At 69.5% G+C, this 24,030-nt stretch carries 25 protein-coding genes and 2 pseudogenes; 17 read left to right on the top strand and 10 right to left on the bottom strand.

Translation table 11 applies throughout. The features are described from left to right. Nucleotides 1–2 precede the first annotated feature (2 nt). Entirely contained in the window at nt 3–1,070 is a 1,068-nt protein-coding gene (locus HWX39_RS11140) for an ABC transporter substrate-binding protein (RefSeq protein WP_175968003.1), read from the bottom strand. A 100-nt stretch (nt 1,071–1,170) separates the two neighbouring features. On the opposite strand from HWX39_RS11140, the gene HWX39_RS11145 reads away from it, so the two are divergent. From HWX39_RS11145 to HWX39_RS36205, 13 genes and pseudogenes are all read left to right on the top strand, one after another. After that, nucleotides 1,171–1,581, top strand: coding sequence for a hypothetical protein (locus HWX39_RS11145; protein WP_175968005.1), 411 nt, complete (start codon nt 1,171–1,173; stop codon nt 1,579–1,581). A gap of 353 nt (nt 1,582–1,934) precedes the next feature. Beyond that, nucleotides 1,935–2,117 (top strand): Flp family type IVb pilin, encoded by a 183-nt coding sequence (locus HWX39_RS11150; RefSeq protein WP_175968007.1) that lies wholly within the window; start codon nt 1,935–1,937, stop codon nt 2,115–2,117. Between the two features lie 88 nt (nt 2,118–2,205). Then, nucleotides 2,206–2,676: a prepilin peptidase gene (locus HWX39_RS11155; RefSeq protein ID WP_175968009.1), complete on the top strand. Its 471-nt coding sequence runs from the start codon at nt 2,206–2,208 to the stop codon at nt 2,674–2,676. A gap of 19 nt (nt 2,677–2,695) precedes the next feature. Further along, the gene (gene cpaB / locus HWX39_RS11160) at nt 2,696–3,724 is read left to right on the top strand and encodes a Flp pilus assembly protein CpaB (RefSeq protein WP_175968012.1); all 1,029 of its coding nucleotides are present in this window, start codon (nt 2,696–2,698) and stop codon (nt 3,722–3,724) included. A 54-nt stretch (nt 3,725–3,778) separates the two neighbouring features. Beyond that, the gene (locus tag HWX39_RS11165; RefSeq protein ID WP_175968014.1) at nt 3,779–5,161 is read left to right on the top strand and encodes a type II and III secretion system protein family protein; all 1,383 of its coding nucleotides are present in this window, start codon (nt 3,779–3,781) and stop codon (nt 5,159–5,161) included. A gap of 15 nt (nt 5,162–5,176) precedes the next feature. Further along, complete coding sequence (locus HWX39_RS11170) at nt 5,177–5,557, top strand: CpaD family pilus assembly lipoprotein (protein ID WP_175968016.1); 381 nt, start codon at nt 5,177–5,179, stop codon at nt 5,555–5,557. 21 nt (nt 5,558–5,578) lie between these two features. Beyond that, nucleotides 5,579–6,802 carry an AAA family ATPase gene (locus tag HWX39_RS11175; protein WP_175968018.1) on the top strand — a complete coding sequence of 408 codons (1,224 nt, stop codon included), beginning with the start codon at nt 5,579–5,581 and terminating at the stop codon, nt 6,800–6,802. Continuing rightward, nucleotides 6,799–8,247, top strand: a complete 1,449-nt coding sequence (locus HWX39_RS11180) for a CpaF family protein (protein WP_175968020.1) — start codon at nt 6,799–6,801, stop codon at nt 8,245–8,247. The genes HWX39_RS11175 and HWX39_RS11180 overlap by 4 nt, the downstream gene beginning before the upstream one ends. Then, the gene (locus HWX39_RS11185) at nt 8,244–9,221 is read left to right on the top strand and encodes a type II secretion system F family protein (protein ID WP_175968030.1); all 978 of its coding nucleotides are present in this window, start codon (nt 8,244–8,246) and stop codon (nt 9,219–9,221) included. Before HWX39_RS11180 ends, HWX39_RS11185 begins: the two co-directional genes overlap by 4 nt. After that, a complete protein-coding gene (locus HWX39_RS11190; protein WP_175968032.1) occupies nt 9,218–10,162 on the top strand; it encodes a type II secretion system F family protein in 945 nt (314 codons plus the stop codon). Before HWX39_RS11185 ends, HWX39_RS11190 begins: the two co-directional genes overlap by 4 nt. Continuing rightward, nucleotides 10,159–11,025: a tetratricopeptide repeat protein gene (locus HWX39_RS11195; protein ID WP_175968034.1), complete on the top strand. Its 867-nt coding sequence runs from the start codon at nt 10,159–10,161 to the stop codon at nt 11,023–11,025. The genes HWX39_RS11190 and HWX39_RS11195 overlap by 4 nt, the downstream gene beginning before the upstream one ends. Continuing rightward, nucleotides 11,022–11,450 (top strand): TadE/TadG family type IV pilus assembly protein, encoded by a 429-nt coding sequence (locus HWX39_RS11200; protein ID WP_175968036.1) that lies wholly within the window; start codon nt 11,022–11,024, stop codon nt 11,448–11,450. The genes HWX39_RS11195 and HWX39_RS11200 overlap by 4 nt, the downstream gene beginning before the upstream one ends. Further along, nucleotides 11,443–11,622 (top strand): annotated as a pseudogene (locus HWX39_RS36205) (pilus assembly protein TadG-related protein); the annotation flags it as partial. The gene HWX39_RS11200 and the pseudogene HWX39_RS36205, both read left to right, overlap by 8 nt. Nucleotides 11,623–11,732: 110 nt before the next feature. Here the strand turns inward: HWX39_RS36205 and HWX39_RS11210 are convergent. Beyond that, nucleotides 11,733–12,995 carry a glycosyltransferase family 87 protein gene (locus HWX39_RS11210; protein ID WP_175968038.1) on the bottom strand — a complete coding sequence of 421 codons (1,263 nt, stop codon included), beginning with the start codon at nt 12,993–12,995 and terminating at the stop codon, nt 11,733–11,735. Between the two features lie 15 nt (nt 12,996–13,010). Next, a complete protein-coding gene (locus HWX39_RS11215) occupies nt 13,011–14,090 on the bottom strand; it encodes a glycosyltransferase family 2 protein (protein ID WP_175968040.1) in 1,080 nt (359 codons plus the stop codon). Between HWX39_RS11215 and HWX39_RS36800 the strand changes: the two are divergent. Then, a pseudogene (locus tag HWX39_RS36800) lies at nt 14,079–14,441 on the top strand (hypothetical protein). The gene HWX39_RS11215 and the pseudogene HWX39_RS36800 overlap by 12 nt on opposite strands. Nucleotides 14,442–14,463: 22 nt before the next feature. Here HWX39_RS36800 and HWX39_RS11225 read toward each other — a convergent pair. Both HWX39_RS11225 and HWX39_RS11230 read right to left on the bottom strand, forming a co-directional pair. Further along, nucleotides 14,464–15,450 (bottom strand): ABC transporter substrate-binding protein, encoded by a 987-nt coding sequence (locus tag HWX39_RS11225; RefSeq protein ID WP_175968042.1) that lies wholly within the window; start codon nt 15,448–15,450, stop codon nt 14,464–14,466. A gap of 148 nt (nt 15,451–15,598) precedes the next feature. Continuing rightward, entirely contained in the window at nt 15,599–16,489 is an 891-nt protein-coding gene (locus HWX39_RS11230; RefSeq protein ID WP_175968044.1) for a LysR family transcriptional regulator, read from the bottom strand. A gap of 100 nt (nt 16,490–16,589) precedes the next feature. On the opposite strand from HWX39_RS11230, the gene HWX39_RS11235 reads away from it, so the two are divergent. Beyond that, the gene (locus tag HWX39_RS11235) at nt 16,590–18,158 is read left to right on the top strand and encodes an MFS transporter (protein ID WP_175968047.1); all 1,569 of its coding nucleotides are present in this window, start codon (nt 16,590–16,592) and stop codon (nt 18,156–18,158) included. A gap of 19 nt (nt 18,159–18,177) precedes the next feature. Here HWX39_RS11235 and HWX39_RS11240 read toward each other — a convergent pair whose 3' ends face one another. The 3 genes from HWX39_RS11240 to HWX39_RS11250 all read right to left on the bottom strand — a co-directional run bounded on the left by HWX39_RS11240 (nt 18,178) and on the right by HWX39_RS11250 (nt 20,129). Continuing rightward, a complete protein-coding gene (locus HWX39_RS11240; RefSeq protein ID WP_244134971.1) occupies nt 18,178–18,615 on the bottom strand; it encodes a DUF1090 family protein in 438 nt (145 codons plus the stop codon). Nucleotides 18,616–18,718: 103 nt separating this feature from the next. After that, nucleotides 18,719–19,876 carry a LysR family transcriptional regulator gene (locus HWX39_RS11245; RefSeq protein ID WP_175968049.1) on the bottom strand — a complete coding sequence of 386 codons (1,158 nt, stop codon included), beginning with the start codon at nt 19,874–19,876 and terminating at the stop codon, nt 18,719–18,721. Nucleotides 19,877–19,937: 61 nt separating this feature from the next. Further along, the gene (locus HWX39_RS11250; protein ID WP_175967685.1) at nt 19,938–20,129 is read right to left on the bottom strand and encodes a hypothetical protein; all 192 of its coding nucleotides are present in this window, start codon (nt 20,127–20,129) and stop codon (nt 19,938–19,940) included. Between the two features lie 235 nt (nt 20,130–20,364). Between HWX39_RS11250 and HWX39_RS11255 the strand changes: the two genes are divergently transcribed. Next, on the top strand, nt 20,365–20,616 hold the full coding sequence (locus HWX39_RS11255; protein ID WP_175968051.1) for a hypothetical protein: 252 nt from the start codon (nt 20,365–20,367) through the stop codon (nt 20,614–20,616). Nucleotides 20,617–20,838: 222 nt separating this feature from the next. Further along, entirely contained in the window at nt 20,839–21,357 is a 519-nt protein-coding gene (locus HWX39_RS11260; protein ID WP_175968053.1) for a DUF3005 domain-containing protein, read from the top strand. 64 nt (nt 21,358–21,421) lie between these two features. Here HWX39_RS11260 and HWX39_RS11265 read toward each other — a convergent pair whose 3' ends face one another. Together HWX39_RS11265 and HWX39_RS11270 are read right to left on the bottom strand one after the other, a co-directional pair. After that, nucleotides 21,422–22,186, bottom strand: coding sequence for a DUF4397 domain-containing protein (locus tag HWX39_RS11265; protein ID WP_175968055.1), 765 nt, complete (start codon nt 22,184–22,186; stop codon nt 21,422–21,424). Between the two features lie 294 nt (nt 22,187–22,480). After that, nucleotides 22,481–23,788, bottom strand: a complete 1,308-nt coding sequence (locus HWX39_RS11270; RefSeq protein WP_175968057.1) for an MFS transporter — start codon at nt 23,786–23,788, stop codon at nt 22,481–22,483. Nucleotides 23,789–24,030: the final 242 nt, after the last annotated feature.

Here is a 24,030-nt window from a genome sequence, read left to right on the forward strand (position 1 = left end):
GGTCAGGAAAGGGGCTTGCCGGCCGCGTCGTAGCGTTGCCAGTAGCTTTCGAGCTTCAGCGTGCGCAGCGCATTGTCGAGATACTTCGGCTCGAACCAGCCATCGACGTCAACCGGCTGGCGGATCAGCTTCAGCGCCAGCGCATCCTGCGCGACGGACTTGTAGCGCGCGACGACGAACGGGTCGATCAGCGGCGACAGGCGATCTTTCAGCCGCTGGTTCGCATAGTCGGCCTGCCACGACGAAACGGGCACGCCGCTTTTCGCCCACAGCTTGAACAGCGCATCGCGGTTCGCTTCGTCGGACGACCATTGCGCGCCCTTCACGAGCGCGTTGACGACGCGCTGCACGATGTCCGGATGCGCGCGCTCGAAATCGTCGAGCACGAGCAGGTGGGTCTGGCGCGTGAACTGCGGGCCGTCGTTCTGCGATTCGTAGATGATCTTCGCGAGCCCCGCGTCGCGCAGCTTGTACAACTGGTAATCGCCCACCGACGCATCGATGCCTTTCGACGCGAGTGCGGCGAGCGAGCTCGCGGAATCGAGATTGATCACGCGCAGGTCGCGTTCGGCGAGGCCGTTTTTCGCGAGCGCATTGTCGGCGACGAGTTGCAGGTTCGTGCCGCGGAAGATCGACACGCGGCGGTCCTTCAAGTCCTTGATCGAGCGGATGGTGGAGTCGGGCGGCACCGCGATCTTCACGCCCGAACGCACGCTCGCGGCGAGCAGCAGGCGCGTCTTGATCCCGTTCGCACGCGCGAGCACGGCGGGCAGGTCGCCCTGGTACGCGAAGTCGAGCGCCTTGTTCGCGATCGCCTCGTTGACGGCCGGCCCGGCGCCCTTGAAGAACAGCCACTGCACCTTGATGCCGTCGGCCGCGAACTCCTTTTCGACCAGCTGCTGCAGCTGCGCGGTGGCGGCGCTCGATCCGCCGAACGTCGGCGGATCGCCGGCGCCTTGCTGGGCGACACCGATGCGGATGGTGGCGGGCTTGTCGGCGTGCGCGGCGGTGGCCGGCAACGCGATGAGGGACGCGATCAGCAGCGATCGAAGCAGGCGCAGTGGAAGCATGAACGGATGGATCCGGAACGTTGGGGGAGCGAGTCCGGGCCTCAGCCCGTCGGCGCATTCTCGATGACGGGCGGGGACCGGACAAGAAACGATTTGAACTATGCTTATCGCCGCCTGGCGGGTTGCCGCGCCGGGCGTTTCGTTTCATATGAACGTGAATTGCATTCACAAGCATCTGAAATTCATTCGGAATTCAAATCATGTCGATTGGGAAAGCAAGCCGAATCAGGAAATTGCCGATTTGAAAATCGCGATGACGACGAGCATGGATTCGGGTGGGGATCGCCTGTCGAATCAGCGCGGGAAAACAGGGACGGTTAATCGCGGAAATATGATGCGAGCACGTCATGTTTGCCGGAACGGCCAATCGGGCGGGGCGCGGCGGGTGGATGCGATGCGCCCCGGCAGGTCGGTATATCGAATGGAAACGGTTCTGTTTTCGGCCGGTAAATCATGCGCCGCAACAGTCGCCATGCCTGTTCCGATAAGCGAATCATTCGATTTGACTTGAAAAAATGACCGCAAACCAACGGAATCTCTTTCGTCATTGCAGGGTGAAATCCATAAATGCATTTCGACGCCAAATAATTTGAATTCGCCTGAAAAATTGTCTATACCCTAGACGAATCAGCGCGGTTGCCGTGTGCGGGAAAGACCGCACCATGGATGCAGGCACGCACGATCGAAGTCGTCGTTGCACGCCGCGTGTTGCAGTGATCGAGAGGATTCCGGGGGATGCGAACGACCTCGTGCCAGAGGCGTGCGCATGCGTCGCAATGGGCGAATGTCCTGCGCAACCGCCGGAACAACGGAGCGTCTTTGCGTTCAACGGTCGGTCACCGACCCCGTTACACGGAGGTTGCCATGCTGCAATACGTCAAGTCCCTGCTGCGCGACGAACGTGGCGTCAGCTCGCTCGAATACGCCGTGCTGGCCGGTATCGTCGTGGTCGCGCTGGCGGCGGTCGGCGTGATTCTCAGCAGCACCAGCGGCGGCTTGCCGAGCGTGTTCACGTCGCTGATCAACAAGGTGACGAGCCTGATCTGATCCCCTGAACCCGCGCGCCACCGACGAACACCGGGATCCGCTGCGGTAGAACGTATCCGGCCGGGGCGTGTCGACGGACGGCTCTCTCATGTTTACGTTCGTGCAGTCGGTGGCCACGGTCCTGCTGGCCTCGCTCGCCGCGCAGGATCTGCGTGACCGGCGCCTGTCCAATCGCGTCGTGCTCGCATTCGCGGCGCTGTATTTCGTCGCGGCGGCGCTCGCGCGCGACGGGTTCGCGCCGCTGGCCGGCCATGTCGCGACCGGTGCGGGGATGCTGCTGCTGTGCGGCGGCATGCGCCACGCGGGCTGGATCGGCGGAGGCGACGTCAAGCTGGCGGCGGTATTCCTGTGGGCCGGCCCGGCATGGGCGTTTCCGGTGCTGACGGGCGTCGGCGCGTGCGGTGCGGTTTGCGGCCTCGCGTTGCTGGCGTCACGGCGGCGGCACGCCGCGCAGGTTCGCGCGGTCGCCGCGCGCGGCGTGCCGTACGGCGTTGCACTCGCGCTCGGCGGCACGCTGGCCGTCTGGGCGTCGTTTCCACACACGGTTTCGCTTATCTAGCCGGGGGACGCACGCCGCCATGCCCAAACCGCTGAGACTGGCCGTGCTCGTCGTTGCCGCCGGCATCGGTGCGTTCATCCTGCGCGAACTGTACGTCGCCGCGTCCACGCCATCGGTGCCGGTCGAAACGGATCAGGCGCGCGTGCGGGTCGCTGCCGCCGATCTGCCGGAAGGGCTGCTGCTGCGCGACAACGATCTTGCGTGGAAACGCATGCCGCGCGCACAGGTGCCGGCCGGCGCGTTCGTCGAGTCGCAGCCGGGCGCGGACCTGAAGGGCGCGCTGCTGCGCAACCGCGTCGGCGCCGGCGCACCGATTCGCGCCGAGAACGTGATTCCGGCCGGTGCGCCGGATTTTCTCGCGGCCGCGCTGCAGCCCGGCATGCGCGCGATCTCGGTGCCGGTCGACGACGTGTCGGGCAATGCGGGGCTGATCCAGCCGGGCGACTTCGTCGACGTGCTGCTGACGCAGCAGATCGGCGGCTCGGCGACGTCGCCCGGCACGTTCGAAGCGGAGACGGTGGTGCGGCGCGCGCGCGTGCTGGCGGTCGGTTCCGAATTCCAGCGCGCGAAGGCGCCGGCGAGCGCGCCGGACGCGACAGCCCGCGCGCGCACGGTCACGCTTGAGGTCGCGCCGCGCACTGCGCAGGTCGTGCTGGTGGCGACACGCCTCGGCTCGTTGTCGCTCGCGCTGCGCAGTTTCGCGACGAGCGACCGGCAGCAGCCGGCAGGCGGCGGCGAACAGGAACCCGACACGCAGCCCGTATGGGCCGGCGACGTGTCGCGCGCGGCCCGCGAGACCGCACGCGAGCCGTCCGCCGGACCGGATACGGGCGCGCGGCCGGCGTGGCGGAGCAACGCGGTCGTGATCTATCGCGGTTCGTCGGTCGACGACGGATCGCGTGGCGGCGGTACCGGCACGCCGGGCCTGCCGCCGCTGCCGTCCGGGCTGCCGGCCTGGCCCGCGATGCCCGCGATGGCCACGACGACGGCCGGCGCCCATGTCGCGGCGGAGGCGACTGCGCAGCCACCGGCAGTGGCGGCGCAGTGACGGATTGACGATTCGGGCCGGCTGCCCGGCGGCCGGCATTTGACGGGAACACGCATGGTGCGCATGGTTCGTTGGATCGCTTCCTGGTGCCTGGCCTGCATCGTTGCGTCCGGGAGTGCGTTCGCGCAGGTCGCACGCGCACCGGACGCGGGCGCGGCGCTGTCGATCGCGACCGGCAAGGGCGAGCTGCTGTCGCTGCCCGAGCCCGCGACCGCGATGTTCGTCGCCGATCCGGCCATCGCGGACATCCAGGTGCCGTCGCCGCGCACCGTGTTCGTGTTCGGCAAGAAGGCGGGCACGACCACGCTGATCGCGCTCGGCGCGAACCATCGACCGATCCTGCGCAAGACGGTGATCGTGCAGGTCGACACGGCGTCGCTGCAGGGCGTGCTCGACAGCCGCTTTCCGCAGCTGAAGCTGGCGGTATCCGGTGCGCCGGGCTCGCTGATGGTGTCGGGCAAGGTGCCGAGCGCGGCCGACGCGGACGCGGTGATGCAGTCGCTCACGCCGTACCTGCACGACAAGGAAAAGATCGTGAACCGGCTCACGCTGTCGCGCCCGATCCAGGTGAACCTGCGCGTGCGGGTGACCGAGGTGAGCCGCAACCTCACGCAGCAGCTGGGCATCAACTGGAGCGCGCTGGGCGGCGCCGGCAACTTCGTCGGCGGGCTGTTCAACGGGCGCACGCTGTTCGATCCGACGAACGGCCTGTTCAACCTGTCGCCGACGGGCGCCTTCTCGGTGCTCGGCGGATTTCGCGCGGGGCGCTGGTCGATCGACGTGGTGCTCGACGCACTCGACCAGGAGGGCTTGATCACGATGCTCGCGGAACCGAACCTCACCGCGATGTCCGGCGAGACCGCGAGCTTCCTTGCAGGCGGCGAGATTCCGATCCCGGTGGCGCAGGCCGGTTCGTCGACCGGCGCGATCACGGTCGAGTTCAAGCCGTTCGGCGTGTCGCTCGATTTCACGCCGACCGTGCTCGCCGACAACCGGATCAGCCTGAAGGTGCGGCCGGAAGTGAGCGAGGTCGATCCGAACAACAGCGTGACGACCGGCGGCGTCAAGGTGCCGGGGCTCACGGTGCGGCGCGTCGAGACGACGGTCGAGCTGTCGAGCGGGCAGAGCTTCGCGATCGGCGGGCTGCTGCAGAGCCAGACGGCCGACACCGTGTCGCAGATTCCGGGGCTCGGCCGGCTGCCGATCATCGGCCGGCTGTTTTCGTCGAAGAACTTCCAGGACAACAAGACCGAGGTGGTCGTGATCGTCACGCCGTACATCGTGCAACCGACCGGGCCCGGCCAGCTCGAGCAGGCGATCGACACCGTCGCGCGGCCGAGCAGCGACCTGGAGTTCGCGGTGCAGCGCGACCTCGGGCTCGACCTGCTGTCGGGCGACACGCCGCGCCTCGTCGGCGCCGCGGGCTTCGTGTACTGAACCGGAGGAGCGCGCATGCGAACCCGATCGACCGTTGCCGCACTGCTGCCGCTGGTGTTGGCGGGCTGCCTGTCGGCGCCGCCGCCGGTCAACCTGCCCGATGCGCGGTCGATCGGCTTCGACGGCGCGCACGCGGTGGCGCCCGATTGCGCGAAGCTGATGCAGCCGTCGCATCTCGTCGACGCGGGGTTCGCGCGGCCGGGCGTGCCGTTTGGCTGCGCGACCTACTCGAACCTCGCGGCGATGCTCGCGCGGCCGGAGGATCTCGTCGCGCCCGTGCCGTACGGCGGCGCGGACGCGCAGACCGCGGCCGACGCGGTGCGCCGCTACGTCGAGGATCGCGTGAAGCAGCCGACGCCCGACAAGACGCTGACGACCGGCTCGCCGAGCCATTGAACCGACCCGGATGCCATCACGATGCCGCCCATGAACCTCCTCGACCGTCAGCACACCCGGCGCGCCGCGTCCGCGGGCGCGGCCGATCTCGTCGCGGTCGTCTCCGATGCGGGCAGCGAGGACGTGATACGGCGCGTCGCGCAGGAGCTGTCGATCGCGCGTAGCCATCTGCAACTGGGCGTCTGCGACGATGCGATCCGGCTGCTGCAGCAGTCCGAGCGTTCGCCGCGCCAGCTCGTCATCGACGTGTCGGATTCGGTGCTGCCGGTGTCGGACCTGATGCGGCTCGCCGACGTGTGCGATCCGTCGGTGCGGGTCATCGCGATCGGTACGCAGAACGACGTCGGGCTGTTTCGCAACCTGCTCGGCATCGGCGTGCAGGACTACATCGTCAAGCCGCTGACCGTCGAGCTGATGCGGCGTGCGCTGACGGCGACGGAGTCGGTCGTCCAGGCGCGCACCGGCAAGGTCGTCAGCTTCGTCGGCGCGCGCGGCGGCGTCGGCACGACCACGATCACGGTGAGCCTCGCGCGCTTCCTGGCGGGCGAGAAGCGCCGCCGCGTGGCCTATGTCGACCTGAACCTGCATGGCGGCGGTGCGAACTCGATGCTCGGGCTGTCCAGCAACAACGGGCTGATCGAATTGCTGAACATGGGGCAGCGCCCCGACGACGCGTTGTTCGAGCGCATGTTCGTGACGAAGGGCGACCGGTTGCACGTGCTGTCCGCCGAGCTGGCGTACGGCGCCGACGCGCCGGTGGGCGACGAGGCCATCGCACGCCTGGTCGACATGCTGAAGGACCGCTTCCACTACGTGCTGTTCGACGTCGGGAGCGGCGCCGGCAAGCTGCTCGAGGACGCGCTCGCGGCGTCCGATCTCGTCCATGTCGTGGTCGACCGCTCGGTGCACGCCGCGTATGAGGCTGCGCGGCTCGTGCGCTTCGTGCGGGAGCTGCCCGGCGAGCGGCTGCTGTCGCTGGTGCTGAACAATCCGCTCGCGCCGGTCGCGGGCCGCGTCGAGCCGGTCGATTTCGAGGACGCGTTCGGCGGCGCGACGCTGCATGAACTGCCGCACGAGCCGCAGACGCTCGCGGTTGCCGAGAACCTCGGCGAGCCGATCGAAGGCGCGAAGCGGCACGGCTTCGTGGACCAGATCCGGCAGCTCGTGAACGGCATCACCGGCGAACCGGTGGTCGTCGCCGAGCCGTGGTATGCGCGGCTCGTCAAGTGGAGGAAGGGATCGTGACGTTCGGTACCCGCAACCGGCCGCCGGCGGACCCCGTGCCGGCAGCGACACAGGCCGCTACACAGGCCGCGACGCCCGACGTGACGCGTGAGCCCGCACCGGCGCCGGTCCCGGCCGCGGCAGACGTGCCGGCTCCGGCACCGGCTCCGGCCCGCGCGCCCGTGGCCGCGGATACCCACGAAGCGCTGATCCGGTCGAGCAAGTTCGACGCGATCCGCACCGCGGTGTTCGCGTCGATGAACATGTCGGCGGCGCTGATGAAGACGCGCGACGAAGTGCGCGCAGGCATCGAGCAGGTGGCCGCGCACACGGTCGATCGCGAGCGCCTGAAGATCTCGGCCGGCGAGCAGGTGCTGATCGTCGATGCGATCCTGAACGACATGTTCGGGGTCGGGCCGATCGAGCCGCTGCTCGCCGACGACACCGTCACCGACATCCTCGTCAACGGGCCCGACCAGGTCTACGTCGAGCGCGCGGGCCGGCTCGAGCTCACGTCGCTGAAGTTCCGCGACGACGCGCACGTGGCGAGCGTCGCGCAGCGGATCGCGGCGGCGGTGGGGCGTCGCGTCGACGAGAGCAGCCCGATGGTCGATGCGCGGCTCGCCGACGGCAGCCGCGTGAACGTCGTGCTGCCGCCGATCGCGCTGCGCGGCCCGTCGATCTCGATCCGCAAGTTCGCGAAGCGCGACATCACGCTCGCGCGGATGGCGCAGCAGGGCAACATCTCGTCGCCGATGCTGCAGGTGCTGAAGGTCGCGTGCGCGTGCCGGCTGAACATCGTGATCTCGGGCGGCACCGGCTCGGGCAAGACGACGCTGCTCAATGCGCTGTCGCAGCACATCGAGCAGCACGAACGGATCGTGACGATCGAGGATGCGGCCGAGCTGCAATTGCTGCAGCCGCACGTCGTGAGCCTCGAGACGCGGCCGGAAAATACCGAGGGGCTCGGCGGGATCTCGCAGCGCGATCTCGTGCGCAACGCGCTGCGGATGCGGCCCGATCGCATCATCCTCGGCGAGATTCGCGGCCCCGAGGCGTTCGACGTGCTGCAGGCGATGAACACGGGCCATGACGGCTCGATGACGACGATTCACGCGAATTCGCCGCGCGATGCGATCAGCCGGCTCGAGAGCATGGTCATGATGGCGAATGCGAACCTGCAACTGCTGTCGATCCGCCGCCAGATCGCGAGCGCCGTGCACCTGTTCGTGCAGATCGAGCGGATGCGCGACGGCGTGCGGCGCGTCACGCGGATCACCGAGCTCGTCGGGATGGAAGGCGAGGTGGTCATCACGCAGGACCTGTTCGCGTTCCGCCAGGAAGGCGACACGACGCGCGATGCGGTGAAAGGCGTGTTCGAGGTGTCGCCGCTGCGGCCGGGATTCGCGGCGCGCGCCCAGTATTACGGCGTCGAGGATGCGCTTGCCGAGGTGTTCCGGACATGAGGGCCGCCGACCTGTTCGCGATGGGCATGTTCGTAACGATCCTGGCGATCGGGCTCGTGCTGTCGTCGCGGTTCGATCGCGCGAGCCGCACGCCGGCCCAGCGCATCCGCGCCCGGATGCGGCGGCTGTCGCCGTCGCTGGCCGGACACGACGGGCACGCGTCCGCCGCGCCCGGTGTCGCGCTGTTCAACCTCGAGCGCCGCCAGGGCCGCCTGCGCGCGTGGCTGCAGCGCCGCGTGACGCGCGTGCGCGCGGTCGGCGGCAAGGGCGGCGTGAGGATCGTCGTCGCGAGCACGATCGCGGGCGCGATCGCGGCGATCGTCGCGGTGAAGCTGATCGGGCCGCCGGGCTTCCTGCGTCCGCTGATCTACGCCGGGTTGCCGCTGGTCGCGATGCGCGCCGGCTACCGTGCGCTGGTCGAGCGCTTCCGGATCCGCTTTCTCGAAGCGTTCCCCGACGCGATCGACGTGATCGTGCGGGCCGTGCGCGCGGGCATTCCGGTCACGCAAGCGATCAGCATGGTCGGCGACAGCGCGGCCGAGCCGGTGCGCGCGACGTTCCGCTCGATGGGCGACAGCCTGCGGGTCGGCGCGGATCTCAAGGACGTGCTGACGCACGCGGCGGACCGGCTGATGATCGCGGACTTCTCGTTCTTCACCGTCTACCTGCTGCTGCAGCGCGAGACCGGCGGCAGCCTCGGCGAGACGCTCGACGAGCTGTCGAGCATCATCCGCACGCGCCGCGACATCCGCCTGAAGACCCGCGCGCTGACCGCCGAAGGACGCATCACGACGAACATCATTTCGGCGGTGCCGTTCGTGATGATCGGCGCGCTGTTCGTCGTGAACCGCGACTACGTGATGCTGCTGTTCACGACGCACCCGGGGCACACGATGCTGACGATCGCGGCCGGGTTGCTGACGGTCGGCCTACTGGTGATCCGCAAGATCTCGAAACTGGATACCGCGCGATGACGCTGTCGATACTGGCCGCCCGCGGCCTCGAGTTGCTGTTGTTGCTCGCCTGTGTCGCGGTGGCGCTCGGCACGCCCGGCGGCGGCACCCGCCAGCGGATCGCCATACGCGTGCGGCTGGCGGCCGGCCAGCACCCGCCGGCACCGGTAGCGGGGTGGCGGCAGCCGGGCGGCGTTCGCCTGGATCTCACGCGCCGGCTCGCGCAGCTCGGCGAACGGCTGCCGGTACTCGACCCGATGCAGCGCGTGAAGCTCGGCCTGCAGTTGACGCGCGCGGGCTTTCGCGAGCGCCGCGCGGTGTCGGTGATGATCGGGATCAAGCTGAGCTGCGGCGTGCTGTTCGCGTGCGGCGCGATCGTGTTCAGCCCGCTGATTCCGCGCTTCGGCGAATACTTCGTGATCCGTGCGCTGGCGATGATCGCCGCGTTCGTGATCGGCGTGATCGTGCCGGAATACGTGCTCGGCGCGATGATCCGGCGGCGGCGGCGGATCGTCGCCGCGTGCTTTCCCGATGCGCTCGACCTGCTGGTGATCTGCACGATGGCCGGCAACAGCCTCGCGTCGGGCATCCGGCGCGTCGCGCATGAACTGTCGCGCATCTGCCCGCCGCTCGCCGACGAGCTGACCGTGTGCGCGGACGAGCTGACGCTGAGCGGCGACGTAGCCGCGACGCTTGCGCATTTCGCGACGCGCGTCGACTTCACGTCGGCACGCTCGCTCGCGACGACGCTGACGCAGTCGCAGCGGTTCGGCACGCCGATCACGCAGGCGCTGCGCACGCTGTCGCGTACGGAGCGCACCGAACAGATCGTCGCGCTCGAGGAGCGGGCCGCGAAGCTCGCGCCGAAGATCACGCTGCCGATGATGCTGTTCATCCTGCCGACGGTCTGCCTGATCGCGGCGGGCCCGGCGGCGATCCGCCTGCTCGAGGTGTTCAGATGACACGATCCGTCGTACGCGCATTCGCGCTCGCGGCCGTGCTGCCGGTGCTGGCCGGCTGCGGCACGCCGGGCATCCAGACGCGGCCGGTGCTGTCGCACAAGCGCGACGACCCGCAGGCCGAATTGCGCATCGCGGACAGCGCGCTCTCCGGCGGCAACATCGATCTCGCGGCGACGCTGTACGAGAAGGTGCTCGCGAAGCATCCCGACTCGCTCGCGGCGCGGCTGGGGCTCGGCGACGTCAACTACCGCGCGGGCGACCTGGAGCGCGCGCGGATCCTCTACGACGAAGCGCAGCGGCAGGCGCCCGCGGAGCTTGGTCCGCGGCTCGGGCTCGCGCGCGTCGCGTTGCGGCAGCGGCGTCTCGACGAAGCCGCGCAGCGCTATCGCGACCTGCTGGCCGCGCAGCCGAACCATCCGCTCGCGGCGCAAGGGCTCGGCACCGTGCTCGACCTGCAGGGGCGTCATGCGGATGCGCAGGTCGTGTATCGCGACGCGTTGCGCGCGCATCCGGACGCGCAGGGGCTGCGCGTCGACCTCGGGTTGTCGCTCGTGCTGAGCAACCGGCCGCGCGAGGGCGTGAACGTGCTGCTCGACGTCGCCGGACTGCCGTCCGCGCCGTGGCAGGCGCGCCAGAATCTCGCGTTCGCGTACGGCGTGCTCGGCAATACCGATTCGGCGAAGAAGCTGCTGTCGGCTGAATTGCCCGCGTCGGCGGTGGCCGACAACCTGCGCTTCTACGAGGCGGTGCGCGCGCGGCTTGCGTCGCGCGGGGTGTCCGGAGGCGCCGGTAGCCCGCCGCCGCAGTCCGGCGCGGCGCTGGAGCCGGGCGTCGTGCCGCCGGGCGCGGGGGCCGCAAAATGACACGCGGGGCGGCGGGCACCCGCCATGCGCGCGGCGTCGTGTCCCTCGAGTTCGTGCTGATGCTGCCGTTCCTGCTGATGGTGCTGATCGGCATCATCGACACGAGCCTGATCCTGTGCGACAAGGCCGTCATCACGAACGCGAGCCGCGAGGCGGCGCGCGCCGGCGTCGTGCTGCGCGTGCCGATGCTGACCACGACGCAGATCGCCAACATCGCGCAGAACGCCATGCAGAACAGCCTGATCACCGGCGGCACCGCGACGACACCGGCGGTGACCGTGACGCAGGCGAACGGCACGACGTCGGGCACCGCGCTGACGGTGACCGTGACCTACACGTATTCGGGGCTCGTGCTGGGGTCCGCGTTCAGTGCGCTTACCGGCCCGGTGACGGTCTCGGCGACGTCGGTGATGCTCTATGAATGACGTGACTGCGACGCAGCCCGTCGGCCCCGTGCGGCAGCGCGGTTCGGTCGCGCTGTTCTTCCTGCTGTTCCTGATTCCGCTGCTGTCGTTCGGCGCGCTGGCGATCGACATCGCGTGGGTGGTCACGGTGAACAACCCGTTGCAGAACGCGGCCGACGCGGCCGCGCTCGCGGGGGCCGATGCGATGATGTCGCCGAGCGGCGGCGCGGTTAACGGGTCGCAGGCCGCACCGGCGGCGAACGGCGTGATCGCGCAGAACTCGGCGGCCGGCGTCGGGCCGTACTATGGCGCGTACGTGCCGCCGCGGCTCGCGCTTCGAGCCCCCGGGCCGGCGCGGCGCACCAGCACGAGGAGCGCGAACAGCGTCACGACCGGCCCGATCTGCGGCCATTGCAGCCACGGGTTCAGGTATTCGACGACTGGCAGCAGCCACATGAGCGCGATCGCGGTCTGCTCGCCGCGCAGCCAGCCGTCCTGCCATCCGGCCGCCAGCATGCACGCGATCGCGATGCCGAGCCAGGCGAGCTCGTAGTGCCACACGTACGGGTTCGCGACGAGCGTTGCGACCGCCAGCACCGCCGCGCGCAAGCGGATGTCGCGCGAGCGCGTCCACACGATGCAGGCGGCGGCGATCGCCAGCGCCGCGATGCACGCTTGCGCGACATACGCGATACCCGGCGGCAGGCCCGCGAGGCGGAACGCGGCGAACGGCGCCGGCGACACGAGCCAGAACATGATGCTGTGCTCGAGGAGGAGCGAGCGTGCGACCGCCGTGCCGGCGACGAACAGCCGTAGCGACTCGACGCCGCAGATCAGGACGCTCATCACGGCGAACGCGGTGGCGGCCAGTGCGGCCCACGCGATCGTGCGCCATGCGCGCGTGGCGACCAGCACGAACGGGAACAGCAATGCCATCTGCGGCTTGGCCGACAGCAGGCCGATGCAGAGGCCTGCCCACATCGGCCGACGGTCCGCCCAGCAGACGGCCAGCGCCGCGCACGACGCGGTCAGGAACGTGTTCTGCCCGAATATCCCGGTGACGAACACGCACGGGGCGGCGACCAGCGCGAACCCGCCGACGCGCGATGCGCCCGGGATCGCGCCGAGCCGCGATACGCGCGAGGCGGCGAATCCGAACACGCCGACGCCGAACGCGACGAACAGCGGATAGCCGATCGCAAAGGGCAGCAGCGCCAGCGGCGTCACGAGCAGCAGGTTGGTGGGCGGGTACAGCCACGCGACGAGGTTTCCCCGGCGGAACTGCGGGAACAGGTCGGCCGCCAGCCGCGAGAAGGTCGGCAGATCGTACGCTTGCCATGGCGAGCCATGCAGCATCACGTACGATGCCGACCAGAACACCGCGTAGTCGGGGCCCGGGCGCGTCAGCGCGGTGGCGGGCGCGTCACGGACGACGGCTGCCCAGGTGGCGAGCAGCAGTGCGTAGCACGCAAGCGCGACCGCGCTGTACGCAACGACGCGCCGGGGTGTCAGCCACGCGCGGACGGGATGATCCGCCGATCGTATCGATTGCCGGAGGAGATCCATGCGTCGTGTGCGCGGTTACTTGACGGACGCTTTCCGCGCCGCACCGTGGCCGGCGGCCGCAGGCTGCGTCGTGCGGCGGCGGGCCGCGTGCGTGCGCTTGAGCGGGAACTGCAGCAGCTTCGACACTGGATGCGCGACGGCGTCCCGCTGCACGTGATAGCGCCGCCGCACGAGATAGACCGGACGCTGCTTCGACTCGTGATAGATGCGGCCGAGGTATTCGCCGATCACGCCGATACCGATCAGCTGAATGCCGCCGACGAACAGCATCACGGAGATCAGCGACGAATAGCCGTGCACGGGATTGCCGAACAGGAGCGTGCGCACGACGATGAACGCACCGTAGACGAACGACAGCGCGGCGAACGCGAGACCGATGTAGGTCCATACGCGCAGCGGCACGGTACTGAAGCTCGTGATGCCTTCGAGCGCGAAGTTCCAGCGCCGCCATCCGGAGAATTTGGAGCGGCCGCCGCTGCGCGGCGCACGCGTGTATTCGATGATCTCGATGCGATAGCCGACCCACGCGAACAGGCCTTTCATGAAGCGCCGGCGCTCGGGTAGCGCGCGCAGCGCGTCGACGACCTGGCGGTCCATCAGGCGGAAATCGCCGACGTTCTCGGGCATCTCGACTTCGGAGAGGCGGTTGTGCACGCGGTAGTAGAGCGCGGCGGCCACGCGCTGCAGCAGCGGGTCGCACATGCGGTCGGTACGCTTCGCGGCGACGACCTCGGCGCCGGCGAGCCAGCGTTCGACCATCGCGGGGATCAGCGCGGGCGGGTCCTGCAGGTCGGCGTCGATCAGGATCACGGCGGCACCGGCGGCTTCGTCGATGCCGGCGGTAAGCGCGGCCTCCTTGCCGAAGCGCCGGGTGAGATCGACGATGCGCACGCGCGGGTCGCCGGCGGCGACGTCGATCAGCCTGCCGAGCGTATCGTCGCGGCTGCCGTCGTTGATGCAGACGATCTCGAAACGGGCCGACTCGACCGATTCGAGGATGGGCAGCGTGGTTGCAAAGAACGCGTCGATTGCTTCGTCCTCGTCGTGGAACGGCACGACGAGCGAGACCAGTGGCCTTCTGGCATGCGCGGACATACGTCCCCCGAGAGATCCGGCCTGCGCTGCACCGTATGGATCCGGTTGTCGTCCGCGGCAGGCCGGGCGACAGGTGTTCCGATCCATTGTAGGCAGGAATCGGGGATTCGTGACACGAATTGATGCGGGTGCGGCGGCCCGATCGCCGAGCGGCTGCCGTTCGCCGCATTCGAGCGCGACGGCGGACGCGGCGCGTGGCGGGCCGCGACGCATCGGGCCGCGTCCGCCGCGGGCGAGCGCTGCACGTTCAACCGGTCGGGGCCGACGCTGCCGGTCGCCGCGATGCGCACGCTCGTCGCCTCGACGTTCGGCGACGACCTGCCGCCCCTCGACATGGCGCGCCCACGCTGAACGCAGCCCTGCGCGGCCTCGCTCAGGCGGATACGTTGCGGATCGCGATCGATCCGACATCGACCCGCCGCGGCAGGATCGCGTCGGCCGCCGCGCGGTCGGCGACACGCTGCAGCACGTCGATATCGGCGCCGCTGAGGCTGCGCTGCGCGAGCGCGGCCCGGCGCGCGATGTCGGTGGCCGCATCGGTCGGCAGGCGCGTGAGCGACGCATAGACGCCCGCATAGTCGGCCGGATGCGCAAGCGCCCATTGCCCCGCGCGGGCGAGCCGCGCCAGTACGTCCGCGAGTGCCGCGCGCTTCGCGCGATCGTCGAGCGTTTCGACCGGCGACGTCAGGAACGCCAGCCCGGAATTGATGCCGCTGCCGTCGCGGACGATGCGCGCGCCGCGCCGTACCGCATGCCCGTAGTACGGGTCGAACGTTGCCCAGATGCCGATCCGTTGCGCCTCGAACGCGGCGAATGCATCGACGGGCAGCACGAAGCGCACGTCGACATCACGCGGCGTGAGGCCGTGTTCGCGCAGCGCGCCGTACAACTGGTACTGCGAGATGCTGCCGCGCGCGGACGACACGACGACGGTTTGCCCTTTCAGGTCGGCGACGGTGCGCACGGGCGAATCGGGCGGCACGACGATGCCGAGCGACGCCGGCGAACCGACGCGCGTCGCGACGATCCGCAACGACGGGTCGCCGAGCGCGGCCGTCAGCACGGGCAGGTCGCCGGCCGGCGCGAGATCGATCGCGCCCGCGCGCTGCGCCTCGAACAGCGGCGCGGCACCCTGGAAGTTGGCCCAGCGGAACCGGTAACGCGTACCGTCGAGCACGCGTGCGGCTTCCGCGAGTGCGCGCAGGCCGCCGGCCTGGTCGCCGAGCACGAGCGTGACGCCGGACAGATCGGTGCCGACTGCGTGGGCGGGCCGTGCGATGCCGCCGGCGAGCGGTGCGGCGGCGAGGGCGGCAAGGCGCTGCAGCACACGGCGGCGCGCCGGAGCAGAGGATGGATTCATCGGCGGGGTGTCCTCGGTGATCCGCGCGCGGGCGGCGCGGCTGCCGGGCAGGTTACGGAATCGGTTTGCCGCCGACAAACATCGAATCGTGCAATGCATATTCGTGCGGCGACGGCGGGCATCGCCGCCAGCGCCGCACGCGGGTGTTTCATGCGGGGCCGCGCGTGGCCGACGGAACCGTCCGCAGGAACGCGCGTACCGCCGGCGCCTTTTCGAAGCGCCGATGCGCGAGTGCCAGTTCCGACGTGATCGGCTTGCCGGCGATCGGCCGGTACACGACGCCCGGCAGCGACGCGCAACCGGCGAGCGCATCGGGAATCACGGCAACCCAGCCATTCACGGATACGCACGCGAGCACCGCGAGCAGGCCGCCCGGGCGTGCGGCGATCAGCGGTGCGAAGCGGCCGCGGCGCGCGACCTCGAGCGTGCCGCGCTCCTGTTCGGGTACCGCGAAGCGCGCGTCGGCGAGGTCGGTGGCGCGAAGGGCCGCCATCGACGCGTAGCGCGACCCGGCCGGCACGGCCGCGACGAACACGTCGCGCTGCAGCGTGACGACCCGCAGGGCGCCGGGCAGCGGCATCGGCGGGCGCACGTAGGCGAGGTCGAGCCGGCCCGTGTCGAGCTGGTTCGCGACGTCGTCCATCGGCACTTCACGCAGGTTCAGTTCGATGCGTGGATGCGCGTCACGAAACGCGCCGACGGTGCGCTGCAGCGTGCCCGAATAGACGGCCGACGACACGTAGCCGATCTCGATCCGGCCGATTTCGCCGCGCTCGGCCAATGTCGCGAGCTCGCGGCCGCGCTGCAGGTGCTCGACCGCGGCGCTCGCCTCGGCGAGATAGGCCTCGCCGGCCGCGCTCAGCGTGACCGCGCGGCGCGACCGGTGAAAGAGGCGCACGCCGAGCACGCGTTCGGCCTCCTGGATCTGCCGCGTGAGCGCGGGCGGCGCCATGTCGAGCGCTTCGGCCGCGCGGGCGAAGTGCAGATGCCGGGCGACGCTCAGGAACGCGCGCACGTGGCGGAATTCGAGCCGGTCCATGATTGCAATTTTCGTTAATAAAACAGCTTCGGAGTATCAATGACAGGCAATACGGAGCAAGCCTAGCATACGGCTCGTCGATCTCGTTCCGGAGCAGCCGATGTCCCAGTCTTCACCGGCGTCGCGCGCAGGCGCGGCGGCCGCCCCGCGCACCGGCGCCCGCATGCCCGCCGCCGCGACGCTCGCCGTCGCGTCCGCGACCTGCTCGCTGATCGTGCTCGACACGAACGTCGTCGCCGTGTCGCTGCCGAGCATCGCGCGCAGTTTCCACGCGAGCTTCGCCGATATCGAATGGGTCGTGAGCGCGTACATGACCGCGTTCGCCGCGTGCCTGCTGCCGGCCGGCGGGCTGGCCGACCGCTTCGGCCGCAAGCGGATGCTCTTCACGGGGCTCGCGCTGTTCTTTCTCGCGTCGCTCGGCTGCGGCGTCGCGCCGACGGCCGGCTGGCTGATCGCTGCGCGGGCGGTGAAGGGCGGCGGCGCCGCGCTGCTGCTGACGGCCGCGCTCGCCGTGATCGCCAACCGTTTTCCGGACGGGTGCGAACGGGCGCGCGCGTGGGCGATCTGGGGCATGTGCATGGGGATCGCGACGGCCATCGCGCCGCTCGTCGGCGGCGCGATCACGCAATGGATCGGCTGGCGCTGGGTGTTCCTGCTGAACCTGCCCGTCTGCCTGCTGCTCGCGGCCGGCGCGCGCGTTGCGATCGACGAGTCGCGCGATCCGCACGCGAAGCGCGTGGACGCGGCGGGCAGCCTGCTGTTCGGCGCGGCGCTCGCGTGTGCGATCGCGGCGCTGATCGGTGCACCGTCGCACGGCTGGCTGTCGGCCGCGACGCTCGGCCGGCTCGCGCTCGCCGCCGCGCTGTTCGCGGCGTTCGTCGGCGCGGAGCGCTGGCAGGCGCGGCCGATGATCGATCTCGCGCTGTTCCGCCAGCCGCGCTTCGTCGGCGCCGTGCTCGCGATGTTCGGCTATGCAGCGTGCGCGCAGGTGATGATGACGTTTCTGCCGCTGTACCTGCAGAACGCGTTCGGGATGTCGGCGATCGACGCGGGGCTCGGGATGCTGCCGTTCGCGTTCGCGATGATCGCCGGGCCGTCGCTTGGTGCGGCGCTGGCCACGCGCGTGGCGTCCGGCGGCGTGCTCGCGGGCGGGCTCGCGCTGATCGGCGCGGGCAATCTCGCGACCGCGGCGCTGACGGCCAGTGGCGACTACCGGCTCGTCGCGCTCGGCATGGTCGTGACGGGCTGCGGCGCGGGCATCATGAACGGCGACACGCAGAAGGCGATCATGGCGTGCGTGCCGCCGAATCGCACCGGCATGGCATCGGGCATCAGCACGACGACGCGCTTCTCGGCGATCGTGACGGCCGTCGGCGTGCTCGGCGCGGTGCTGGCGGCGAGCACGCATGCGCGGCTCGACCGGCTGCTGTCCGCCGCGCCCGGCCTGCGCGCGTTCGCCGATGCGCCATTCATGTCGAGTCTGCTCGCCGGCGATCTCGCGCAGGCGCTCGAGCGCGTGCCGCCGTCGGCCGCGGGTGCGCTCGCGCAGGCGGCGCCCGTCGCATTCGCAAGCGGGTTTGCCCGTGCGCTGACGGTGAGCGGCGTGCTTGCGCTGGTCGCGGCCGTCGTTGCCTACCAGTTGCTCGCGCAACCGATGCGTGACGCGTGACGGCACGCCGCGCGCGCTGTCAACTCTTCAATGCGTTGCGATCGGCTTCGGCTTCGTGCAGGTCGCGCGTCGCTTCGTGCAGCTTGTCCTGTTTGTCGGCGAGCTTGCGCCGGGCCTTCTCGACCTTGTGCGCGTCGTCGTGCGCCTGGGCTTCGCATACGCGCGCCTGCGCGTCCCGCACGTCGCCTCGAGCCTGTTCGATATCGCGCTGCTTGTCCTGCACCTTGCGTTCGGCACGGGAAAGCTGGCCGGCGTCCGTGCAGTTCTCCTGGATTTGCGCGAGCGCGATCTGCTGGCGCATCAGCTGTTGCGTATGACCGAACCGCTTCGCTTGATCGATCTGCGTCTGCAGCGCGCGGATGCGCGTCGCGCAATCCCGTGTGTCGGCGAACGCGGGGGAGTGGGCCAGCAGCACGAACGGTGCGGCCACGGCGATCAGGTAGGTTTTCATCGGCATGCCCTCGGATTCCGGATGACTCTCTCGAATGCCGTCATTGTGCATGGCGCGTCTGCCGCGGGTAAATAGGACGGGGCCTACCGCGGGCGCCGCCGCATCGCATTCAATGCGGCTTCGTTGTCGCGCGGTGCGCACGCGTCGCGCGTGCGATGGGTGTCCGGTGGGTGCGGCCGCAGTGCGTGGCACGACGTCGCACCGGCGAGCGCGGCGTATCGGGCGCAGGGGCGGCGCTCGCGTCGGCCGCCTGGACGGCCGAGACGGCCGCGACAGTCGGTAGCGCGGCCTCCGCGTCGAGCCACGCACGCGTCGCTTCCGCGATCAGCCCGCGCAACCAGCGCACGCCCTCGGCGCACGCACCCGATTCGTTCCAGGTCATCCGGTACACGATGTCCGGCGGTTCAGCGGGCAACGCAACGGCGGCGAGCGGCAGCAGCTTCGCATAGTGCCGCGCGAGCCGGTACGTGGTGGTCAGGAGCATGTCGGTGCGCACCAGCGCATGCGCGGCGAGTTCGAAATGCGGCAGCGTGACGACGATCCGCCGCTGCAGGCCCACGCGTTCAAGTTGCTGGTCGATCGCGCCGGACGCTTCGAGCCACGACGGTGTCGGGCACAGCTGCGGTGCTTCGGCAAAGTCGGCAGCCGTCATCGTGCCGCGTCGCGCGAGCGGATGCGTCGCGCGCATCAGGCACACGATGCGATCGTCGAACAGGTCGTCCTGCCGGAACCGCGACGCGCGTGCCGGACGATTGTCGATCACGATGTCGAGTTCGCCGTCGGCCAGCGCGCGCTCGTCGTCGAAGCCGTCGCCGAGCGGATGGAACACGAGTTGCGCGCTCGGTGCGCGTTCGCGGAACAGCGCGACGAGCTTCGGCACGAACAGCACGTTCAGGTAGTCGGGGCAGCCGATCCGGTAGGTGCGCACCGACGTGCGCGCGTCGAACGTCGGCTGCTGGATGCGGATGAAGTCGATCACGCGCAGCGCGTTGCGCAGCGGGTCGATCAGCCGTGCGCCGAACTCGGTCGGCACCATCCCGTAGCGGCTGCGCACCAGCAGCGGATCGCCGAGCAGCGTGCGCAGGCGCTTGAGCGCGGCGCTGGTGGCCGGCTGCGACATGTTCAGGCGCACGGCCGCACGCGACACGGTGCGCTCGGTCAGCAGCACGAGCAGGATGCGCATCAACCGTGCATCGAGCAGGTCGAGCGCACCCGCGGCGTCGGACGCGTCGCCGGGCGGGGCGTTCGGGTCTAGTGTGTCCCGCATGCCGATACGCCTCCCGGCGACCCGATGCCCGGGTGCGACGCAGCAGCGGGCCGGCGGCGCGTCATCGTGCGAAGGTGTCCGGCCAGCCGACGATCCGTTTCGGGCGCGCCGGCGCGAGGTCGGGATTGTGCAGCCGCTGGCTCGGCGCGGGGTCGCGCGCGGCCGAATCGGTTCGATGCGATGCGTCGTCCGCGCCGAGCGCGAGGCCGGGACGGTGGGTGGCTTCCAGTTGCACGCCGTTGTCTCCTTCCATGTGCGGGGCGCGAAACCGGCAGCGTGGGAACGCTGCGCCGGCTGGGCCACCGTGGACGTCATGTCTCGGATTTGTTCGCGAGTATGGAAGGCCGGCACGGTGATGGGAAATTAAATATTCGGTTGGGCGTCATTTGAAAAATGAATGCAATGCGGGCGGGCGTCGGCGAAGGCCGGTGCGGTACGGGAATTGCTCGCCAGCGGGCTCCATCCACATCGACATCAGCGGAGGTGTCATGCAGCGATATTCACTTCGTCATGTGTCGCGGGCCGTCTTCGCCGGCATCCTGATTGCGGGCCTGGCGGCAGGTGCGGGCTGCCAGAAGAAGAGCGACAGCAGCGGCGCGAGCTCCGACTCGAGCGCAACGGGCGGCATGTCGGCCGCGCCGTCGGGTACGCCGGGCAGCAGCGCGGCCGGCAGCAGCGGCGACAGCGGCGCGAGCATGCCGGGCGCGGCCTCCGCGCCGGGCGGCGCGAGCGGCGGCTGACCCGCGGTTGTTCCGTGGTTCTCCCGTGCGCCGGACGTTGCCCCGGCCGTGTGCGGGTGCGACGTCCGCTTGAGGCGACGCCGTGCCGGCTTGCCACGTGCGCCGGGTGGTGCACGTGCGCGCTGCTGCGCACATGAAAGATTTGCAAGGACCGTTGTAGCGATTCCCGGACCGGCGCCGGCGGCCTGATGCCGGCGCACGCCGGCCGGACGAGGAGGTGCGATGCAGAACGTGGAATCGAACCCCGCCCCGAAAGATCGGGGAGACGAGCCAGCGAAGGGCCCGGCGGCGCACCGCATACCCGATGCGGCGCGCGGGCGCCCGTTGACGCCCGAAATGATTGCCGCAAAGACGCCGACCGGCCTGCCGCCGATCGAGCGCGGCACGCATGCGCCCGACAGCGACGACCCCGTGCGGCGAGCGGCCGCCCGGATCGCGACGCTCGACAACGCGAGCATGGCGATGACCGACAACACGGTCGATGTCGACGGCAAGGGCATGGAGGCGGCCGTGGGCGCGTCGAAATGGCACGACAACGTGATTCATTCGAACGCGTCGCTCGACGAAGCGGTCGACACGCCCGACGAAGGGCTCGGCGGGATCGAGAGCCGTCCGTCCGGCAACCTGCCGCAGATCGCGACGCGGCCGGGCTGGCACGTGCGTCATGTCGGCGCTGTCGACGTCGAGCACGGCGACGGCGCGCGCCCCGAGCATGTGATCGTCCTGGAGCGGCACAACTGACCGCGCGGCGACAAGGTGCGGCAGGCGGCACGATCGCGCCGGCCGCCACGACCGTCAGCGATCCTTATTGCGGACCGAGTTCCTGCGCGGACGTATCGGCGTCGTTGCCCTGCGCAACCAGCACGTGGATATCGTTCGGCGTCACGTCGCCGACTCCGCCCGACGGGATCGTCAGCAGCAGCCAGTCGGCGTTGTTGTTGATGGTGACCGGCGCGGTCTTGAGGATCGGCGTCTTGCTGCCGGCCGTCGTGACGATCACCTGGTAGCTGCCGCCGTTCAGGTAGATCGAATCCTGCGCCGATGCCGGCACCGCGTTCTGGTAGGCCGCGCCCGCGAGCGTCGGGCTTTGCGTCGTGATGTCGGTGCCGGGCGGGACGATGTACATGTCGACGTTCTGCGCGTTCGGCGACGCGTTGAAGCTGCGCACGCGCGCCTTGTCCGACAGCAGGCCCTTGTCGTACGGATCGTCGATCACGGAAATCAGCGACGTCGTGCTCGGCAGTGCGATCGTCGTGTAGTGATGGCCGTTTGCCGCGCTGAACGATTGCGCGGCGATGGTCGTCGTCGTGCCCGAGACGTCATAGCTGGCGTTCTGCGTACCCGAGTCGACGTCGTGATAGCGCGTCACGCCCTTGTACGCGATACCGCCCTGGTCGAGCTTTGCGTTCAGGTAGTAATCGAGGTTCGGTCCGGCCGGCACCGCGTTGATGAAGCGCGCCTGCGGCTTCGAGATGCCGAGTTCGGTGCCGACGTCGTTGCCGTCGCCGCCACATGCCGCGAGCACGGAAACGACCGAGCACAGGGCGACCAGCGTTCGTATTGATTTCATGTTGTCCTCTCGTTCAGGGAACCTGCTTGCGATGCGGGATCGCCGCGCGAAGGGTCGCGCGGTGCGCAGCGCCGGTTGTGGGAAGGATGCTGCCCGCCGGATCGGCGGGCGCGTGGATGACGCAAGCGATGTGCCTGCGTGGCGAATGGCGGCGGGAGCGAGCCGGGAAGCGGCGGCGGGACGCGCGCACGCGCCGCAGGGGCAGCGTGCGCGGGGCGGGACAGGTCGTGTGGGGCGGGCCGCGCGATCGGCGCGGTTGTAAAAATGACCGCGTCGCGCGCGGGACGGGCTGTGTCAGCGGTTCACGAGCCGGGCCGGATAGGCGAGCGCGAAGGCGCAGCCGATCACCATGCACGCGGCGAAACCGTACAGCCCCGCGCTTTGCGAATGGAACGTGTCGCGCAGCCAACCGATGAAGTAGGTGCTGCCGAACCCGCCGAGGTTGGCGATCGAGCACGCGAACGCGATCCCGCCGGCGGCGGCCGGGCCCTTCAGGAAAGTCGACGGCAACGCCCAGACGACCGGCATCGCGGCGGCCGCTCCCGCGTTGATCAGCGAGAACAGCAGCACCGTCCCGAACGTGCCGTGCGACGACGATGCCGCAATTGCCAGCGCGACGGCCGACACCATGAACGGCACGACGATATGCCAGCGGCGTTCGCGCGCGCGGTCGGAACTTGCGCCGCAATACAGCGTGGCGAGCACGGCCGCGGCATTCGGGATCACCATCAGCCAGCCGATGTGATATGCATCCTTCACGCCCGTGTCGCGCAGGATCGTCGGCAGCCAGAAGCTCACCGCATAGAGGCCGAGCAGCACGCACAGGTCGATCAGGCCGAGCGCCCATACCTTCGGATCGGAGAACGCCTTGCCGAGCGCATGGCTCTTGTTGCCGGACGGATCGGCGTCGAGGTTCGCGCGCAACGCGTGCTTCTCGTCGGCAGTCAGCCACCGCGCGGATTCGATGTTGTTGGGCAGCCAGCGCAGCACGGCGAAGCCGAGCAGCACCGACGGCAGCGCTTCGAGCAGAAACAGCCACTGCCAGCCGCCGAGCCCGTGCGCGCCGTCGAACGCGCGCATGATCCAGCCGGAGATCGGGCTGCCGATCATGCTCGACAGCGGCAGTCCAACCATGAACAGCGCGACGATCCGCGCGCGACGCGCATCGGGATACCACTGCGTCAGGTACAGCAGCACGCCGGGCAGGAAGCCGGCCTCGGCCGCGCCGAGCAGGAAACGCACGATGTAGAACTGCATCGGCGTGTGCACGAACATCGTCGCCCCCGACAGCAGGCCCCACGTGATCATGATCCGCGCGATCCACAGCTTCGCGCCGACGCGTTGCAGCACCAGGTTGCTCGGGACTTCGAACAGGATGTAGCCGGCGAAGAACAGGCCGGCGCCGAGCCCGTACACGGTATCGCTGAACTTCAGCGCGTCGAGCATCTGGAGTTTCGCGAGCCCGATGTTGATGCGGTCGAGATAGGCCGCGAAGTAGCACAGGCAGAAGAGGGTAATCAGGCGCAGCGTGACCTTGCGGTAGAGATTGCCGTGCAGCGCGTCGTCGGGGGAAACGGCGGCGCTCGGGTGTGCGGTAGACATGGGATTGCCCCTGTTCGAAGGTGACGGATGAATGGGTGGCCGATCGACGCGAGCGGACGTTCCGCTGCGCACTGGAGTCTGTATATCACGGCAATTAAATAGCGTACACACTAGAAAATACCGAATCGAACAGGCACGGTTCCGGCCACATGAAGGTAAGCATTCGTGTGAGAAAACCCGTATGTTTGACGAGGTTTTTAATGGGGTTTCATGCATTTTGAAGGAGGGCGGCGGGATGAATC

This window comes from Burkholderia sp. BCC0322, assembly GCF_902833045.1.
Classification (GTDB): domain Bacteria; phylum Pseudomonadota; class Gammaproteobacteria; order Burkholderiales; family Burkholderiaceae; genus Burkholderia.

Excerpts from the sequence above, each read along its gene's own strand:
- HWX39_RS11235 (WP_175968047.1), top strand. The coding sequence starts at position 16,590 with ATGTCCCAGTCTTCACCGGCGTCGCGCGCAGGCGCGGCGGCCGCCCCG.
- HWX39_RS11255 (WP_175968051.1), top strand. The coding sequence starts at position 20,365 with ATGCAGCGATATTCACTTCGTCATGTGTCGCGGGCCGTCTTCGCCGGC.
- HWX39_RS11260 (WP_175968053.1), top strand. The coding sequence starts at position 20,839 with ATGCAGAACGTGGAATCGAACCCCGCCCCGAAAGATCGGGGAGACGAG.
- HWX39_RS11225 (WP_175968042.1), bottom strand. The coding sequence starts at position 15,450 with ATGAATCCATCCTCTGCTCCGGCGCGCCGCCGTGTGCTGCAGCGCCTT.
- HWX39_RS11145 (WP_175968005.1), top strand. The coding sequence starts at position 1,171 with ATGCTTATCGCCGCCTGGCGGGTTGCCGCGCCGGGCGTTTCGTTTCAT.
- HWX39_RS11215 (WP_175968040.1), bottom strand. The coding sequence starts at position 14,090 with ATGTCCGCGCATGCCAGAAGGCCACTGGTCTCGCTCGTCGTGCCGTTC.
- HWX39_RS11175 (WP_175968018.1), top strand. The coding sequence starts at position 5,579 with ATGCCGCCCATGAACCTCCTCGACCGTCAGCACACCCGGCGCGCCGCG.
- HWX39_RS11170 (WP_175968016.1), top strand. The coding sequence starts at position 5,177 with ATGCGAACCCGATCGACCGTTGCCGCACTGCTGCCGCTGGTGTTGGCG.
- HWX39_RS11270 (WP_175968057.1), bottom strand. The coding sequence starts at position 23,788 with ATGTCTACCGCACACCCGAGCGCCGCCGTTTCCCCCGACGACGCGCTG.
- HWX39_RS11155 (WP_175968009.1), top strand. The coding sequence starts at position 2,206 with ATGTTTACGTTCGTGCAGTCGGTGGCCACGGTCCTGCTGGCCTCGCTC.
- HWX39_RS11265 (WP_175968055.1), bottom strand. The coding sequence starts at position 22,186 with ATGAAATCAATACGAACGCTGGTCGCCCTGTGCTCGGTCGTTTCCGTG.
- HWX39_RS11150 (WP_175968007.1), top strand. The coding sequence starts at position 1,935 with ATGCTGCAATACGTCAAGTCCCTGCTGCGCGACGAACGTGGCGTCAGC.
- HWX39_RS11140 (WP_175968003.1), bottom strand. The coding sequence starts at position 1,070 with ATGCTTCCACTGCGCCTGCTTCGATCGCTGCTGATCGCGTCCCTCATC.
- HWX39_RS11165 (WP_175968014.1), top strand. The coding sequence starts at position 3,779 with ATGGTGCGCATGGTTCGTTGGATCGCTTCCTGGTGCCTGGCCTGCATC.
- HWX39_RS11245 (WP_175968049.1), bottom strand. The coding sequence starts at position 19,876 with ATGCGGGACACACTAGACCCGAACGCCCCGCCCGGCGACGCGTCCGAC.
- HWX39_RS11200 (WP_175968036.1), top strand. The coding sequence starts at position 11,022 with ATGACACGCGGGGCGGCGGGCACCCGCCATGCGCGCGGCGTCGTGTCC.
- HWX39_RS11240 (WP_244134971.1), bottom strand. The coding sequence starts at position 18,615 with ATGCCGATGAAAACCTACCTGATCGCCGTGGCCGCACCGTTCGTGCTG.
- cpaB (WP_175968012.1), top strand. The coding sequence starts at position 2,696 with ATGCCCAAACCGCTGAGACTGGCCGTGCTCGTCGTTGCCGCCGGCATC.
- HWX39_RS11195 (WP_175968034.1), top strand. The coding sequence starts at position 10,159 with ATGACACGATCCGTCGTACGCGCATTCGCGCTCGCGGCCGTGCTGCCG.
- HWX39_RS11190 (WP_175968032.1), top strand. The coding sequence starts at position 9,218 with ATGACGCTGTCGATACTGGCCGCCCGCGGCCTCGAGTTGCTGTTGTTG.
- HWX39_RS11185 (WP_175968030.1), top strand. The coding sequence starts at position 8,244 with ATGAGGGCCGCCGACCTGTTCGCGATGGGCATGTTCGTAACGATCCTG.
- HWX39_RS11210 (WP_175968038.1), bottom strand. The coding sequence starts at position 12,995 with ATGGATCTCCTCCGGCAATCGATACGATCGGCGGATCATCCCGTCCGC.
- HWX39_RS11230 (WP_175968044.1), bottom strand. The coding sequence starts at position 16,489 with ATGGACCGGCTCGAATTCCGCCACGTGCGCGCGTTCCTGAGCGTCGCC.
- HWX39_RS11250 (WP_175967685.1), bottom strand. The coding sequence starts at position 20,129 with ATGGAAGGAGACAACGGCGTGCAACTGGAAGCCACCCACCGTCCCGGC.